Here is a 16,161-nt window from a genome sequence, read left to right on the forward strand (position 1 = left end):
GGTTCGGTGTCACATCCACCATGTCGATATCCCCGGCACGAAGGCGATCAGCAGCACGACGCAAAGCATCCCGAAGACATAGGGAAGCGCGCGCGCGGCGACCGACATGATCGGCTGGCCGGTCACGGAAGAGATGACGAAAAGATTGAGGCCGAGCGGGGGCGTGATGAAACCGACGCCCAGCGAGGTGATAAGGAAGATGCAGAACTGTATGTCGTTCATGCCGATTTCCTGGGAAAGCGGGAACATGATCGGGGCGAGGATCACGATGTTCGGCGTGGCCTCCATCACGCAGCCGGCAAGGATGAAGACCCCCAGCATGAGCAGAATGGTAAGGCTGGGATCGTCGGTGATCGACCGGATCAGGTCCGCGAAGCCCTGCGGCACCTGTACCAGCGTCAGGGCCTGTGCCAGCGGTAGGGCGACGGCGATGATCGGCACGATGATCCCATTGACCTTGGCCGAACTCCACAACATCGCGGGGACATCCGCCAAGGTCAGCGTTTTCTGACAGAAACCGATCAGCAAGGTGAGTGCCACGGCGACGGCGGCGGCTTCGGTCGGCGTGAATATTCCGGAATAGATGCCGCCAAGGATAACAAAGGGAATGGCGAGCGCGAATTTCGCGTTCCATAGCGCCGACAACCAGTTGGAAAACGAAAAGGCCGCGCTGCTGTTCTCGTAGCCGTGAATGCGGTTCAGGACGATATTGGTCAGCATGATCGAGAGGAGAACCAGGGCCCCCGGCAGGATTGCCGCAACGAAGAGGCTGGCCGCGGAAATTCCAAGGATCATGCCAATGATGATGTAGGCGATCGAGGGCGGGATCAGGATGCCCGTACAGGCGCCGGCCGCGACAAGGGCCGCCGCGTAGCCGGTGGGGTATCCCTTTTCGACAAGCCGTGCATAGGTCATCCGGCCAACGGCGGCACAGCCTGCCGCGTCGGACCCCGAGATGCTGGAGAAAAACCCGCAGCCCAGCACGGTGGATGTTCCCATCCCTGAGCGGACGGACCCCATGGTGGCCTCTGCAAAATCCAGAAGCTTTTTCGAAAGGCCCGTTCGGACGAGTGCATCACCCGTCAGCAGGTAAAGCGGAATCGCGATGAGCGCGTAGTGGTTCACCCCGCTGAACAGGCTTTCGCCCAGCAAGGAAAGCGGCAGCGCACCGGTCAGGGTCAACATCAGCAGGGCGGTGATTCCAAGCGAAACCCAGATGGGAATGGCCAACAGGAAAAGCACGGCGAGCACGATAAGCGGAATGATGACATCCCAACCGATATCGAGCGATGCTTCTGCGGTTCCGTAAAGCATGTCTAGCCCCTTTTAATCGAACAGTTTTTCGCCCGTCGAAGGGGGCTGGTTGGCACGAAAGTTGGCGATATCCTCAAGGATGACGCCGATCGCTCGAAGGAAAACGAGGGTGAAGCCAATGGGAACGGCCACGAGAAACCAAGCCCGGGCAAGCCTGAGGCCTTCGGAGACAGAGCCAAAGCGCAGGGAGGTCTCAATCGGTTCGATTGACCAGTAAAACGCGAAGGCGGCAAAGCCCATGATCGCGAGGTTCCCGAGCATGGAAAGCGCCGTGGCCCCGCGTGGAGGCAGCAGATCCGCCAAGATGGTAAAGCGAATGTGAGAGCGGTTTCGCACGCCGACGGCTGCGCCTATCCAAACCAGGTAGATGAAGGCGAAACGCGCGGCTTCCTCCCCCCAGATGGAAGAGTAGTCAAACACGAAGCGGCGCAGAACCTCGACCACGATGACCACAACGATGAAGGCATAGAGCCATAGCATCGCAAGGCGCTCGGCGTTGCGCAAAAGGGGTCCAAGCCGTGTCATCAGGCGAACGCTGCGTTGGAGAATGGATTCGTCTGGCGTGATTTTTCGCGAAAATCACCCGGTTCAGCGAAGATCATAACCATGCAACCCTCCTCCCAAAATGCTGCAAAGTTCATTATGTGATCTATAATGGATCACTATGTGATCTGTTGTCAATAAAAGTCTTGAGAAACTTCGAGTCCCTTCAGCCCGGCGCCATGCCGGGTTTTTCGAATTTTGCAGAAGCTAAAGCGTTCCACCTTTAACCTGATGCATCAGCGAAAGGCGGAACGCGTGCAACGATTGAGCGGAGCACTGCGTTTCGCGAAAATCTGTGATTCAGGTTTTTCGCGAACCGCTTTATGGGCAGAGCCGCGTTTACTCGGGGTAGGTTTTCGCCAAGCTTGCAGCCGCGTCTTTCATCGCGGGAAGAAAATCGCGCAGGCCTTGCGTTGTTTGGCGCGCGCTTGGGGCGGCCAGCGCGAGACCCATGGTATGAAGGTTTCGCTTGAAAGGTATCGGCACGGCGATACCGATGACGCCTTCGAAGCATTCTTCGTTGTCCAGGGCGACGCCGGTTTCGAGTATGCTGTCCAATTCGGCGCTCAGGGCATCACGATCGCAGATCGTTCTGTCGGTTCGTTGCGACAGGGGCAGGGTATCAACGTATTTCTGCCTTTGTGCCTGGGGCATATGGCCAAGCAGCAATTTACCGATTGCCGAACAATGAAGCGGAACGCGACTTCCCACGTCGAGCCGGAACGCCAATGGCCAGATCGCCTCGACGCGATCCACGTACAGGACCTGACCTGACGATATCGCGCCAATGTTGGCTGTCTCGCGCGTGTCGATGACAAGCTGCCTGAGTATCTCATGGCGCGGTCCGCGCGAAGCGGCGCCTTCAAGCACGTCGCCGGCGATGCTTAATAACGCGTCGCCTTCGATGATACGTTTGCTGCCCAGTTCGCGTTTGAGCATCCCAAGCTTGATCATGTTTCCGATCAAACGATTGGCCGTTGGGCGCGGAAGCGAGAGTTCTTCCGCGATCTCGGAAACGGTCACCGCGTGGCGCGGCGACGCCGTGACATATCTGACGATCTGAAATGCCTTGGCGACCGTGCCGGAATGTGTCGTTGTTTCGGTCTTGAAGGGATTGTCATTCATGAAATCGGCTAGGGCGCTGGTTTGTCATTCGAGTAGCGGTGAGTTCTACTCCAAGGTGGGTTCAGGAGCAATCGGCTATCCACGAAACTTCGAGAATTCGGGGCGGTCGGTCTGGCCGTACATCGTGGAGGCACAAGGCGGATGATCGCCACGCCAAGGGTTCGCGGTGATGCGCTAGCGCCAGAGCCAGGCCTGGCTGGCCAGTGCGCCTTGTAGCTTTGCCGTGAGGCGATTGGCGGGACCGGGGGTGGGCAGTGGACCATGGGCGAGGCGGTCAACCACCAGTTCGGGCGGGCAGGCGGTGCCGGTGACCGGATCGTGGTAGCGCGGGTAGTCGATGAGCGTGGCATGCACCAGCCCGGCAAGGGCGGGGCGCGCGCGGCGGCGGGGCGGCACATCGCCCAGATCGCGGGTGAGGCCCCAACCGGCGTAGAAGGGCGCGCCGGTGGTGGTGACGCGCAGGCCGCGCAGGAGCGCTTCGAACCCAAGAAGCGAGGTCATGGTCCAGACCTCTTGCACGTGGTCGAGCAATTGCGCGGGGTCGGTGTTGGGCAGCACGGTGTCTGCCAGCGTTCTCAGATCGTCCTCGGGGATGCTGCCGGGGCGCAGGCCGGCTTCGACATCGGGGTGGGGTTTGTAGAGGATCACGGCCTTTGGGTTGGCCGCGCGGGCCTTTTGCAGCAGGGCGAGGTTGGTGTTTATCTTGCCCGCGCCGAGGCGGATGGAGGCGTCGTCCTCGACCTGTCCGGGGACAAGGATACGGTGGCCTTGGGGCAGATCAGGGGCCGGGTTGCCGAGGTTGTATTTCGAGAGTTTCAGGTCGATCAGGTTGGCGATTAGCGCCTCGGCGCGGCGCTGTTGATCGGGGCGCAGGGTGGCGCGTTTTTCGATCAGTGTTTCAAGGCGCGAGGGGCGGCTTGGGTCGTAGTAGATGCCCAGATCGTCCAGTACCAGCGACAGCGGCGGGATGAGATCGGCCCCAAGCCCGCGTGACCGCAGGAAGCCGTCCTCTAGGCGTAGGGCGCCTTCGGGGGCCTTGTCGGTGCGGTTGGCCCAGACCATATGGCGGCGTTGACCGTTGGCCTTTGGATTGAAACTGACCCGGTGTGGCCTGCCGAAGAATTGTTGCAGCGGTTTGCGTTTCCACAGGCGCATGCCGTGGGCTGTCCAGCCCTGCCTGTCCTCGCGCCATGCGCGGGTGCGGGCGGCCAGTGTCTCGATGGCCTCTTCCATGGTGCAAAGCCGGTCGTGGTAGGGATCGTACCACGTGGGATAGAGCGCCATCGCCCCGGCGAAAAGCTGTGCGCGGCTGAGGGGGCGGCCCCGGCGGGGCAGGGGGGCAGGGTGGTGATCTTGCGTGAGGCCCCATCCGGCATAGAAGGGTTGGCCGAAAACATGCGGCTTGTGGCCGGCGAAGATCGCCTCGAACCCCAGTTGCGAGGTGACGGTATAGACGGCGATGGCCCCGTCGAGCAGGGCCCAAGGGCTGACCGGATCCGAGAGAAGCGTGATGCGGTCGGTTGCATCCTCCGCGCCGAAATAGCCGGGGCGATGGCCCTTGGCGGTTTCGGGGTGGGTTTTGATCACGATGCGCGCGCCGGGGTGGTCGGTTTGCGCCGCTGTCAGCATTTCGCGGAAGGTGTTGGCATCGGCCCCGCCGTGGGTGACCGAGGCATCGCCGCGGGTCTGGTCGATCACCAGCACATAGCCGGGATCGGGGCAGGGGGTGGTGGGATCGAAGGCAGAATACTTGCTGAGATGCGCCTCTTGCATGCGGGCGATTCCGGCGCGGGCGCGGTCCATCAGCGTGGTGTCGTCGAAGGGATGGGTGGCCAGCAGGGTTTCAAGGTCCGACGGCGTGCTGGCGTCAAAGTAGATGCCTGAGCGGTCGATGATCAGGCCAAGGGGCGACTCGCCTTCGCGGCCCGGATGCAGCGAGCGCAGGAAAGCGTCTTCGAGGCGGAGAAGGGCGGCGCCGGTTTTGGCGGCCACCCTCTCGCCGCGTTTGGCGTAGGGGCTTTTGCCCCAGACGGCGATCAGGTCCCCCGCGCCGGGGCGGCCGAGGTGCAGCGGCAGGCCCGAAAGCGCCATGATGCGGCGGATGCGGGATTGGCGCAGGAAACCCGCGTTGAAATAGAAAACCCGCCGCGAGGGTGTCGCGGCGGGTGGTGTCGCATCCGGTGCGGGCATCAGCCGCCGCCGAGCGTGTCGCTTGCGGTGGAGACGCTGCCAAGCGCACCGAGCGTGCCGGTAAGGGCCGAGATGACCTTGCTCCATTGTGCGAACGGCGCTTCGGTGACGTAGAGCGTATCGTCGTCGCGCACCGAGAAGTCGCGCGCCATGAACATGCCATTGGGCTTGGTCAGGTCGAGCACGTAGATCAGGCGCTGTGCGCCCTGCAGGTCGTTGCGGCCCAGGACCTGGTTGGCGATGGCCGCGGGTTCGTTGCGCATGACGAAGACGCCGGTCGGGTCAGAGGCACTGGCGCTGAGGCCGCCGACCTGGGCGAGGGCTTCGACCGCGCTGAGGGTTTGCGATTCAAAGGGCACGCGGGCCTGTGCGCCGGTGGCCCCGAGCGCGGTGAAGGCGCGGGTGTCTTCCTCGACCAGGATACGGTCACCGGCGCGCAGGGCGATGTCGAACTCGGGGTGTTTGAAAAGGTCCTGGAACCAGACCTTGGAGCGTTGCTCGCCGCGGATCACGGTGATCTGGGCAATCTCGGGTTCGATCGCGATGCCGCCCGCATTGGCCAGCATGGCCGAGAGGGTGCGGGTGGGGCGTTGAATCGGGTAGACGCCCTGGCCCCCCACGGCGCCGATCAGGCTGACCGTTGCGCCATCACCGGCAAGGCGGCGGACCTGCACCTGCGGATCGGGGGTTTGTTCATCGAGCTTGGAGGTGATGATCCGGCGGATGGCCTCGGGGGTGTTTCCGGCGGCGCGGATGCGGCCCGCGTAGGGCACGAAGATGAAGCCCGCGCCATCGACCTGTACTTCTTCGAGGACGGTCTGGTTGGCGGCTTCGCCCGCCAGAAGGCCATCATCGACGTTTTCCCAGATCGTCAGGCCCAGCGTATCGCCCGGGCGGATCGTGTCGGAGCCAAGCCGACCGGCGTTGCGGAAATCATCGGTGAAGCCAAGCGCGGGCTGCACGGCGGTGGCGCGCGTCACGCGGTCATTCACGGTGACAACGAAGGCGTCGCCTTGGCGCTGCACGGAACCTGCGTAGATTTCGCGTTTGTTGGGGCCCACGCGGGGCAGGACGCCACAGGACGATACCATCGACACCATGACAACGAGGGCGACGGACCGCGCCCAACGGTTCGGTTTGGAATTCACTGCTCGGTCTCCTCGACCTATTTCTGCCTCGGTGTTTTTTTTGTTAGTGTAGCCAAGCCCTGTGGAAAAATCCAGTCTCTTGGCCTGTTGGGATCAGGTCACGACGCGCAACTGTTGCCTTGGGGCCGCGGTGCCGGATTTCAGCGCATCGTAGGGGTCTTCGGGGGCAAGCATCATATCGACGGCCTGTCGCAGCAGTTGCCGCCGCCCGGACGAGGAATAAAACCCGCCCGCCACCTGGCTGGTTTCCAGAAGGTAGCGGCGGTAATCGGTATAGGCGCGCCTGTCAGGGCGTTCGGCCCCGGCGAAGAAATCGCGCAGCGGTTTGGTGGAAACGAACTCGGGCTTGGCGTAGACCGCCGCGCCGAAGGTCTTGAGCGGGATACCGCGCCACAGCACCTGTTGCGCGGCGGTGGAATTGACGGTGACGGCGCTGCGCGCCTCGTCCAGCAATTGGGCCAGTTTGCCGCCCCGCACGTAATGCACGCGGTTGGCCACACCGGCGGCGCGGGCCAGCCGTTTCAATTCGCGGCGGATTGGTGCGCGGCCATCTTCCAGCGGATGCGCCTTGACCACGAGGTGGTGATGCGGCGGCGCGCCCTTGGCAAAGCCGTCGATCACGGTTTCCAGAAACTCGGTCATGGTGGAGAAGGGCGAATGCATCTGAAAGGAACTGTCGTGTTCCAGTTGCAGCAGTGCCAGGTGATAGGGAAAGCCGCCGTGCCGGATGCGCCAGGTGGCGATGCGCCGGTCGATGGCCTGTGCGGGCATCAGCAGAAGGCGCTGCAGGTAAAGCTTGAATTCCTGTGTCACGCCAAGCGCGCGGTGCGGACGGAAATTGCGATACCGTCGGTTCAGCAGCATCACGCAGCCGTGGTAGGCCGCGCCGTAAAAGATATGTTGGCGCATGTCGCCCCAGCTGGCCGGCGGCAGGGCGGTGTCCATATCGGAGTTTTGCAGCGCCTCGCGCATTTGCGGGACGGTCATTTCCATCAGGCGCGAATTGCCATTGCTGCCATCGCGTTCATAGGTCACCCAATAGGGGCGCATGTAGCCTTCCTCGAACACATGCACGCGCAGGCCTTGATCCTTGGCGATTGAAACCGCTTGGGCGTGGATTGGTCGGGTGTCGCCGTAAAGGACAAGATCGGTCACGCCTTTATCCGCGACGAGGGTGTCGAAGGTGGCGGGCCAGTCTTCGTGGCTGCCGAGGAAGGGGATATAACTGTGCCGGTCGCGCCAGAAGGCCCGGTCGCCGGCGTTGAAGCCGATGCGCCAGACGGTTGCGCCGGCCCGTTCAAGCATCCGCCCCAAGCGTGCGAAAAAGGGCCCGTGCGGCCCTTGCAGGAATAGAAATACCCGATTGTCGCCCGTTAGGGTGCTCATGAATGCGACTGCCTTTTACCGCGTAATATACAACATCGCGGACTAAGTAATGAATAGGGCAAAAATGTGGCTTTGGGGCTGGTGTGTCGGTCTTCGGTGAGGAGGTTCTATCGGGTGCGGGTCTCGTTTGAGCGATAGCGTTGCGCAGGAGTGAGCCTTGCAAAGCCAGCGCATTTCCTGGCAGCTGCTGTTGAGGTCAGACGCAGGGAGTGACGGGTGTGAGCCCTTGCTGGACAGTCATTCACCGTTTCGCCCGGGCTTGCCCCGGGCCGCGCCCGACCCTCCCCCCGGGAGGGCGCATGGGTGGCGTTATGCACCGACTCAATGATTTGCGTGTGACGCTGTCATTCCCTGAATACCTGTTGCAAGGCCCTCCCAGGGTCGGGCGCGGCCCTTCTTGATTTGTTTAAATGCCCGCTTCGTCCGTATCGCTGACCTTTGCTCAGGTGCCTTTGAAGGTCGGGTGTAAGGCCTGCGCGCTTGACAAAGGATAAACCGACCCGCCGAGGTGTGATCTGCTGACGTTCCACACTTGCCGTTCCCTGCCCGGAGCGTTACCTCGGAAGAAAGACCAAGAGGGGTAAAACGCCATGTTCACCGGGATTGTGACGGATGTGGGCCGGGTGCGGGCCTTGGAAAAGCGCGGCGATCTGCGGGCGCGGATCGGCACCGCCTATGATATGGCCGGTGTGGATATGGGCGCCTCGATCGCCTGTGACGGTGTCTGCCTGACGGTGGTGGACAAGGGCGCGGATTGGTTCGATGTGGATATCAGCGCCGAAACGGTATCCAAGACCAACCTTGAGACCTGGACCGAGGGGCGCCGGGTGAACCTTGAACGCGCCTTGAAGGTGGGCGACGAGTTGGGCGGGCATATCGTGTCGGGCCACGTGGATGGCCTGGCCGAGGTCGTGGCCATCAAGGACGAGGGCGACAGTACCCGCGTCACCCTGCGCGCGCCCGAGGCGCTGGCCAAATTCATCGCGCTGAAAGGGTCGGTGGCGTTGAACGGGACATCCCTGACGGTGAACGAGGTGGAAGGCCGGGATTTCGGCATCAACTTCATCCCGCATACCAAGGAGGTGACCACCTGGGGCGACGTAAGCTTGGGCGATATGGTCAATCTGGAGATCGACACGCTGGCCCGTTACGTGGCGCGGTTGAACGAGATGGGCTGACCGCGGCGTGCCGCCCGTGTTTGCAACATATTCATGAAACATATTGCGTAATCGGGCATGGCCCCTATCCTAGGTGCAAATCACCATAGGGAGGATGTTATGACCGTGTTCAAACCCACGCGCCGCGACCTGTTCAAAATGGCCGCCGCTGCGCCGGCCTTTGCGATGCCTGTCTCGGCGCGGGCGGAACTGGGGGCGCCGGAGGGTGGCAACCCGTCACATTTCAAGTTCTCGGTCGGCGATGCGCGGGTGACCGTGGTGTCCGACGGGTATTTCCGCCTGCCGACCAGCGGCCTGGGCGTGAATGCCGACCCCGAGGAGGTTCAGGCCTTTCTCAAGCGGCATTTCCTGTCGCCCGAACTGGGCTATTCGCACACCAACCACCTGTATGTGGAGGTGGGCGATGCGCGGGTTCTGGTCGATGTCGGTTCGGGCAACCGGTTCATGGAGAACACCGGCCAGTTGATGGGGAACCTTGAGGCGGCGGGGATTGACCCCTACGGGATCACCCATGTGGTGATCACCCACGCCCACCCGGATCATATCTGGGGTATTCGCGACGGGTTCGACGAGGCGATCCTGCCGGATGCCGAGTATTTCCTTGGCGAGGCCGAGCATGATTTCTGGATGCAGGACGACCTGGTGAACCAGGTGGCGCCGGATATGCAACAATTCGTGCTGGGCGCGGTGAATTCCATCGAGGTGGACGGCGCGGAATGGACCTTGGTGCAGGATGGGCACGAGGTGGTGCCGGGCCTGACCATGATCGACACGCCGGGCCACACGCCGGGGCATATGAGCCTGCGGGTGGACAGCGGGGACCAGTCATTGATCGCTATGGGCGATGCGATGACCCACGCCTATACCAATTTCGCGCATCCCGAGTGGTACAATAATTTCGACAGCGACGGCGAGCAGACGGTGGCGACGCGCAAGCGCCTGCTGGATATGTGCGCCGAGGATCGGATTGCCATTCTGGGCTATCACTTTCCCTTTCCCGGGGTCGGGCATGTGCAGCGGGACGGCGATGCCTATCGCTTTGTTCCGGCACTCTGGCAGTTCTGAGCCGGGACTATTGGAAACAAGAATGGCCGGGGCAGGCGATGCCCCGGCCTTTTGCCGCAAGCGTGCCGCCTTTGACCCGAGACTTCGGCAAGGGCGGCACGCTTTACGCTTTAGCTACGCGGCACGGCGGCGCGGTAGATGTACCACGTGGCGTGCCCCAGGATCGGCAGCACCACGATCAACCCAAGGAAGGCGGGCAGCGTGCCAAGCAGCATGAGCGCCGCCACGACCAGGCCCCATGCGGCGACGGTGACCGGGTTTTTCCTTGCCACTTTCAAAGAGGTTACCACGGCGATGACAAGGCCGACACGCTGATCAATCAGCATGGGCAGGGTTGTCAGGCTGATGGCAAGCACGAGGGCGGCAAAGCAGGCCCCCACACTCACGCCCAGTATCACCATCATCCACCCGGCGCCGGTAAGCGCGATATCAAGGGCAAATTGCCCAAGGCTTTCAGGAGGCTGCGGGCCCAAGGTCCATTGGTAAATCTGCATGGCCGACAGGATCCAGAGCAGGAAAATGCCAATCAGGTATAGCGCCATGACAAGGATCGGCCCGACGTTTTGCGCCTTGAGGACGGACAGGGCCGCGCCCCAGCCGACATCGTCATCGCGTTCGCCACGGCGGCTCATTTCATAAAGACCGACGGCGGCGATGGGGCCAAGAAGAAGGAAGCCCGCGCCAAGCGGGAAAAGCATGGGCAGGAGTGCCTGATTGGAGGCGAAGACCGCCAGACAGATGCCGATGATCGGGTAGATCAGCACCAGGAACATCACGTCGCTGCGGAAGCGTTTGAAATCCTCGTAGCCCTTGCGCAGCGCCAGCCCGAGATCTTCGATGGTGAGGGTTTTCACCTCGGGCGGTTGGGTGACCTTGCCCCGCAGCCCATCGGTGGCGTCGCCGACCACATGGCCCGCGCCCGAAAGGCCCTGTGCGGCCCAAGATAGCGGATTGCCGATTGTTTTTACCATGGTTCCCTCCTTTATCCGGCGGGCTGAGCGGAAGGCTCGGCCCGGACAGGTTGCGGCGGGACTTGGCAACGGCGGAAGACCCGCCTTTAGTACAAGGTAACATGTTTGCGCCTTGAACGCGGTCACGATTTCGGGACCGGGCGGAGGGAAGGGGCCAAGGATTTTCGAAAATCCTTGGGGCAAGCGGTTTCGAAACCGCTTGGCCGAGCGCCTTGCAAGGCGCTTTGGCAAGGCCTTGCTGGCCCGTCAGTCGTTGTCGGTCAGGCCCGCGCCCGCGCCGGAAAGGCGGCTTTCCTCGGTCTCGGGCGCATAGGTGCGTTCGGCGAAGGCGGTGAGGCGCCGGGCCACGTCGGCGGGCATGTCGCCACGGTTTCGACGGGCAACCGGCGGTGCGGGGCAGGCGACTGGCGTGGGCGAGATCGTGATCTTCTCGGCCATGGGGGCATCGAGGCCGTTGCCCGTGGTCTGCGCCGCATTGCCAAGCGTGATCGTTGTGCCGTTCCACTGCACGGTCAGTGCCGTGCCGCATTGACGCGCGGCGGCATCGAGATAGGGCAGAAGCAACATGGGCGCGGCGGTACGGCCCAGCGAGACCTTGCCTTGTTGCAGGCGCTGGGCATTGTCGCAGAGCACCGCGCCGGAAATCAGCGGGCAGAGGGTGCCACCCTTTGCCACCCATGTGCCTTCCTCGGCTTCCATGGGGCAGAGGGCCTCGTATTCGGCCCCGTCGTTGCGGGTCAGCAGATCGGCCAGCACTTGTGGCCCCGGCAGCCCCGCGGCGGTGAGCCAGCGGGCGGCTTTGCCCGCCTCTTCGGCCAGGCCCCAGCTTAGCCCCGCGCCACGTGCGGCCTTGCGGGAAAGGGTTTCGATTTCGTTCAAAGACCAGCTCATACCACGCCCTCCGTCAGGAAGGGATAGGCCCAGTCATCGCCGGAGCGTTCGCCCAACTCGTGGGGGAAGGGGGCGTGTTGGTACATGTTGATCCGGACCCAACGATCCGAGCGCGGGTCGAAATGGCAGGCGCCGAAAAAGCTGAGCTTGAGGCGCAGCATGTCGATGGGCATGACAGTGGCGTCGATCGTGTTGTCGCGGATTTCGGCATAGGGCAGGCGGCCTGCGATCTGGGCGCGGCGGGCGACATGGCGGTGTTCGGGGTGGCGCATGAGAAAGCCCGCCACGGTGGCCTCGTCCGAGGTTTGCAGATCGGTATACATGCGCGCGGCATCGCGGCCCGGGCAGAGGGGTTGTTCGTAGGCGTCCAGGTCTTCCTCGAAGCGTTCACCGAGGCGGGGTTCGAGCTTGGCCTCGGAGGTGTACCAGATGCGGGCCTGTGCCTTGTGCGCGGTCCAGTCGATGCCGAGCGCCCAGCCGTAGATGTCTTCGACGAGCGCGCGCAAATCATCAAGCGGCATTGCGCCGTTGATGCGCCAAGTGGCGGGTTCGTCGGCGGCCATGCAGGTGGCGAGGTCGTCCACGAGGTGCGGATAGGGTTCCATCAGAAGCGAGGCCAGAAGTTCCTGACCCTCGACCGAGAGCGCGATTTCGGACCAGAGCCAGAGGCGGTTCCATGGCATGTCGGCGGTGAGGTCCACCGTGTCGAGATGGGCCAGAAGGGTGGCCGTGTCGTGGCGCAGGGCGGCGAGTTTCTCGATCTGGACCGGGTGGTCGGAGGTCCATTCCTCGGCGTGCAGGCGCGCGCGCAGGGCGAAGCGGCGGAAGGTTTCGACCTCGGGGGCGTGGGCGGTTTCAAGGCTGCGGATGCGGGCGAGCGCCTCTTCCCGCGCGGCGATCCAGTTGTTCAGAAGCGCTGGGTGGTTGAGCAGGAAGGGCGCCATGCCAAGCCCGGTGGAATTGCCGATACCGAAGCGGCGGCGCAGGTCGGGATCAAGCGGCACGGCGGTGTCGGGCGCGCGCATACTGGCCATGTGTTCAACCAGGTCCATGACGAAGGCGCGGGTGAGGAAAACCGAGAGCATTTCAACTTGGAAGGGGGCGAGGAATTCGGGGCGGTCGGAGGTCATGTCACGGTCGGCGGCCCCGAATTTTCCCGAGCCGTAGACGGCGGTGGTGCGCATGAGATAACCCACATCGGCCACCTTCTGGCGGTCGGGTTGTCGGCCGTGCGAGAGACATTCAACCACGTGGTCCCAAAGCCGGACCGAGCGGTTGGCGCGGCTGAGCGAGAGTTCTTTTTCCGAGATGCGGCCGGCCTCTTGCCTGGGCACGTTGTCTTGCAGGCGGTCAAGGTCTTCGGTGGTGGGCACCCCGTCGAAGAGGGTAAAGGTGGCATCCCATTCGGTGGCAATCACCCGGTCCGAGCGTTTCTCGGGCGGCAGGTCATTGGCGAAGGCCACGAGGCTGTAGCTGCGGTCGGGGCCATGGGCGGAATAGACCGCGCGGCCCACCCCGCGCGCGTCGATATCGAAAACCGGGCGGTCGAAGGTCCAGACCTCGCCCTGCAACCGGCGCAGAAGAATGCGCATGAAACTGAGGCGGGATTGGTGGAAGGCGCCGAGGCGATGTAGTTGCATCACGTGGTTGGGATCGCGCGGGGAAACGGTTTGTCCGGCGGATTTTTCCATGGGGCTCCTCCTTCCTTGTCCAGAAACATATAGGGCGGCCTGTTCAGGCCGCCCCGTGATCGTGTCAGTTTTGCGCCTCGCGGCCTTTGGCAAGGGTGATGCGCAGCGCGTCCCAGAGCGAGGGCAGCAGCACCAGCGACACCGGCACGGCGGTGACGACGATGAAGCTTTGCAGTTTGCCGACGCCGCCGGAGCCTGTGTAGATCAGGATCAGGGCCATGACGCCCATGGCCACGCCCCAGAAGAGGCGGATGGGGAGCGAGGGGATATCCTCGTTCGACATGGCGACCGAGATCACGTAGGTCATCGAGTCGCCCGTTGTGGCGACGAAAACGGTTGTCAGGATCAGGAACAGCACCGAGACGATGAAGCCCATCGGCAGCGATTGGGTGATCGCCAGCAGGGCGGCGGGCAGGTTGAAGCCCTCGAACGCGGTGGAGATCGTGCCGGGGTTGGTCAGTTCCGCGCTGATGCCCGTGCCGCCGACGATGGTGAACCAGAAGCAGGTCACGACGGGGGCCACCACCGACAGCATGATCACGATCGAGCGGATCGACCGCCCGCGCGAGATGCGCGCGATGAACATGGCCATGAGCGGCCCATAGCCAAGGAACCAGCCCCAGAAGAACACGGTCCACCAGCCCAGCCAGCCGGGATCGCCGAAGATGGCGGCGTCGCCCCGGTAGAGGGCCATGCCGAAGAAATCGGAGATATAGGTGGTCATGCCGCCGAAGAAGCCTTTGAAGATGAACACGGTGGAGCCCGCAAGCAGCATGAAAAGCAGCAAAAGCGCGGCGAGGATCACGTTGAAGCGGCTGAGAACCTGGATGCCTTTGGACAGGCCGGTGGCCGCCGAGAGGGTATAGATCGCCACCAGCGCGAGGACCACGAAGGCCTGCGTGATGAAGGTATCGGGGATACCGAAGAGATCGTTCAGGCCATAGCTGACTTGCAGGCCCAGGAAGCCAATGGGGCCAACGGTGCCCGCGACCACGGCGATGATGCAGGAGGCATCCGCGATCAGGCCGATGGGGCCGTTGATCGCACGGTCGCCGAAGACCGGGTAGAGCAGGGTGCGCGGCGAGAGCGGCAGGCCCTTTTCATAGTGGTAATGCATCAGCATGACGGTGGTCAGCGCGCCAAGGATGGCCCATGCCAGAAAGCCCCAGTGCATGAAGCTTTGCGCGAGGGCGGAATTCACCGCGTCCACCGTGCCGCTTTCGGCGCCGAAGTAGGGCGGCGAGGACAGGAAATGCGCCATCGGCTCACCGGCGGCCCAGAAGACGCCGCCACCGGCCAGCAGGGTGCACATGATCATGGCACCCCATTGGAACACCGGAAATTCCGGCGCGGCGAGGTTGCCCATGATCGCCTTGCTGCCGGGCAGAACCACCAGAACGAGGCCGATCAGGAATGTCGCCAGCAGAAGCACTTGCCAGTAAAGGCCAAAGTACTTGGCCGAGAAGGCAAAGCCCGCATCGACCATGCCGGACAGCAGGTCGAGGTCATAGAGGGCCACCAGACAGAAGGCCGCGATGAAGCCGCCGGTGATGGCGAACAGTGGCTTGTTGATGTGGTGCAAGTGGCCTTGGCCGCCCTGCGTTTCGGTTGTGTCGGACATTCTTTCCTCCCTGTGAACATCCCGAGGGCGGGCCAGGGGCCCTTAGGTATCCGGCTGCGCGTTGGCCGGGGTGAAGTTTTCCGCGAAGAAACGGTGCCAGTTGTCGCCCATCAGGCCGGCGACCTCGGTCTCGGAAAAGCCCACGTCGCGCAGGCCCTGTTCGATGTTGCCGAAATCGCGGTTGTCGCGGAACCAATCGGGTTGCGGCGGGAAGCCGGGGTTGGCGGCAGAGCCTTCGCCATAGTCGATTTCCTTCGACCAGCGGCCCACGCGCATCCATTCCACCACGCTGTCGGGTTGATCCTGGCAGAGGTCCGAACCGATGCCGAAATGTTCAGCCCCGAATTGTTCCGCCGCCTGCGCCACCATCTGGCAGAAGGATTGCAGGGTGCAATCGCCCTTGTCCTTGAGGTGGTGGGGGTAAAGCGAAAAGCCCATCATGCCGCCGTTCTCGACCACCGCGCGCACCACGTCGTCACGTTTGTTGCGCAGGGCGGGCTGCCATGCGTGCAGGTTGGCGTGGGTGATGGCGATGGGCCGTTCGGAAAACTCTGCCGCTTCGATGGTGGAGCGGTCGGCGGAATGGCTCATGTCGATGACCAGCCCGACGCGGTTCATTTCCTTGATGACCTGTTTGCCCATGCGGGTGAGGCCGGGATCCTCGGCCTCGTAACAGCCCGTCGCCAGAAGCGACTGGTTGTTGTAGGTCAGTTGCATGAAGCGCGCGCCCAGCTTGTGCAGCACTTCGACAAGGCCGATGTCATCCTCGATGGGCGAGGGGTTCTGGAAGCCAAAGAAGATCGCCGTGCGCCCGGTGGCGCGGGCTTTTTCCACGTCGCTGGCCCATTGCCCGTGAAAGATCAGGCCGGGATATTGTTCGAACCAGCGGTTCCATTTCTCGATATTGAGGACGGTTTCGCGGAAATTCTCGTGGTAGGCGATGGTGACATGCACCGCATCGACCCCACCTTCGCGCATCTGTCGGAAGATTTTTTCGGACCAGTTGGCATATTGCAGACAGTCGATGCGGTAGCTCAT

At 62.9% G+C, this 16,161-nt stretch carries 13 protein-coding genes; 2 read left to right on the top strand and 11 right to left on the bottom strand.

Annotation, left to right across the window (positions count from 1 at the left end; genetic code table 11):
- Positions 1–9 precede the first annotated feature (9 nt).
- The 6 genes from RBB32_RS11870 to RBB32_RS11895 form a co-directional block, all read right to left on the bottom strand.
- The gene (locus RBB32_RS11870) at positions 10–1,314 is read right to left on the bottom strand and encodes a TRAP transporter large permease (protein ID WP_306152926.1); all 1,305 of its coding nucleotides are present in this window, start codon (positions 1,312–1,314) and stop codon (positions 10–12) included.
- A 12-nt stretch (positions 1,315–1,326) separates the two neighbouring features.
- Complete coding sequence (locus RBB32_RS11875) at positions 1,327–1,839, bottom strand: TRAP transporter small permease (RefSeq protein WP_306152927.1); 513 nt, start codon at positions 1,837–1,839, stop codon at positions 1,327–1,329.
- Between the two features lie 357 nt (positions 1,840–2,196).
- Positions 2,197–2,982, bottom strand: a complete 786-nt coding sequence (locus tag RBB32_RS11880; RefSeq protein ID WP_306152928.1) for an IclR family transcriptional regulator — start codon at positions 2,980–2,982, stop codon at positions 2,197–2,199.
- 174 nt (positions 2,983–3,156) lie between these two features.
- On the bottom strand, positions 3,157–5,172 hold the full coding sequence (locus tag RBB32_RS11885; RefSeq protein WP_306152929.1) for a capsular polysaccharide biosynthesis protein: 2,016 nt from the start codon (positions 5,170–5,172) through the stop codon (positions 3,157–3,159).
- Complete coding sequence (locus RBB32_RS11890) at positions 5,172–6,272, bottom strand: polysaccharide biosynthesis/export family protein (RefSeq protein WP_306153009.1); 1,101 nt, start codon at positions 6,270–6,272, stop codon at positions 5,172–5,174. The genes RBB32_RS11885 and RBB32_RS11890 overlap by 1 nt, the downstream gene beginning before the upstream one ends.
- A 141-nt stretch (positions 6,273–6,413) precedes the next feature.
- Complete coding sequence (locus RBB32_RS11895; RefSeq protein WP_306152930.1) at positions 6,414–7,706, bottom strand: capsule biosynthesis protein; 1,293 nt, start codon at positions 7,704–7,706, stop codon at positions 6,414–6,416.
- A gap of 590 nt (positions 7,707–8,296) precedes the next feature.
- On the opposite strand from RBB32_RS11895, the gene RBB32_RS11900 reads away from it, so the two are divergent.
- Together RBB32_RS11900 and RBB32_RS11905 are read left to right on the top strand one after the other, a co-directional pair.
- Positions 8,297–8,884, top strand: a complete 588-nt coding sequence (locus RBB32_RS11900; protein WP_306152931.1) for a riboflavin synthase — start codon at positions 8,297–8,299, stop codon at positions 8,882–8,884.
- A gap of 99 nt (positions 8,885–8,983) precedes the next feature.
- A complete protein-coding gene (locus RBB32_RS11905) occupies positions 8,984–9,949 on the top strand; it encodes an MBL fold metallo-hydrolase (RefSeq protein WP_306152932.1) in 966 nt (321 codons plus the stop codon).
- Positions 9,950–10,059: 110 nt separating this feature from the next.
- Here the strand turns inward: RBB32_RS11905 and RBB32_RS11910 are convergent, their stop codons facing one another.
- The 5 genes from RBB32_RS11910 to RBB32_RS11930 form a co-directional block, all read right to left on the bottom strand.
- Positions 10,060–10,920: a DUF2189 domain-containing protein gene (locus RBB32_RS11910; RefSeq protein WP_306152933.1), complete on the bottom strand. Its 861-nt coding sequence runs from the start codon at positions 10,918–10,920 to the stop codon at positions 10,060–10,062.
- 246 nt (positions 10,921–11,166) lie between these two features.
- Positions 11,167–11,811, bottom strand: a complete 645-nt coding sequence (locus RBB32_RS11915; RefSeq protein ID WP_306152934.1) for a DUF3726 domain-containing protein — start codon at positions 11,809–11,811, stop codon at positions 11,167–11,169.
- Entirely contained in the window at positions 11,808–13,502 is a 1,695-nt protein-coding gene (locus tag RBB32_RS11920) for a hypothetical protein (protein ID WP_306152935.1), read from the bottom strand. Before RBB32_RS11920 ends, RBB32_RS11915 begins: the two co-directional genes overlap by 4 nt.
- Positions 13,503–13,566: 64 nt before the next feature.
- Complete coding sequence (locus tag RBB32_RS11925) at positions 13,567–15,123, bottom strand: BCCT family transporter (RefSeq protein WP_306152936.1); 1,557 nt, start codon at positions 15,121–15,123, stop codon at positions 13,567–13,569.
- Positions 15,124–15,165: 42 nt separating this feature from the next.
- Positions 15,166–16,161: a membrane dipeptidase gene (locus tag RBB32_RS11930; protein ID WP_306152937.1), complete on the bottom strand. Its 996-nt coding sequence runs from the start codon at positions 16,159–16,161 to the stop codon at positions 15,166–15,168.

The organism is Roseovarius sp. MMSF_3281 (genome assembly GCF_030733685.1).
In the GTDB taxonomy this organism is placed as follows: domain Bacteria; phylum Pseudomonadota; class Alphaproteobacteria; order Rhodobacterales; family Rhodobacteraceae; genus Roseovarius.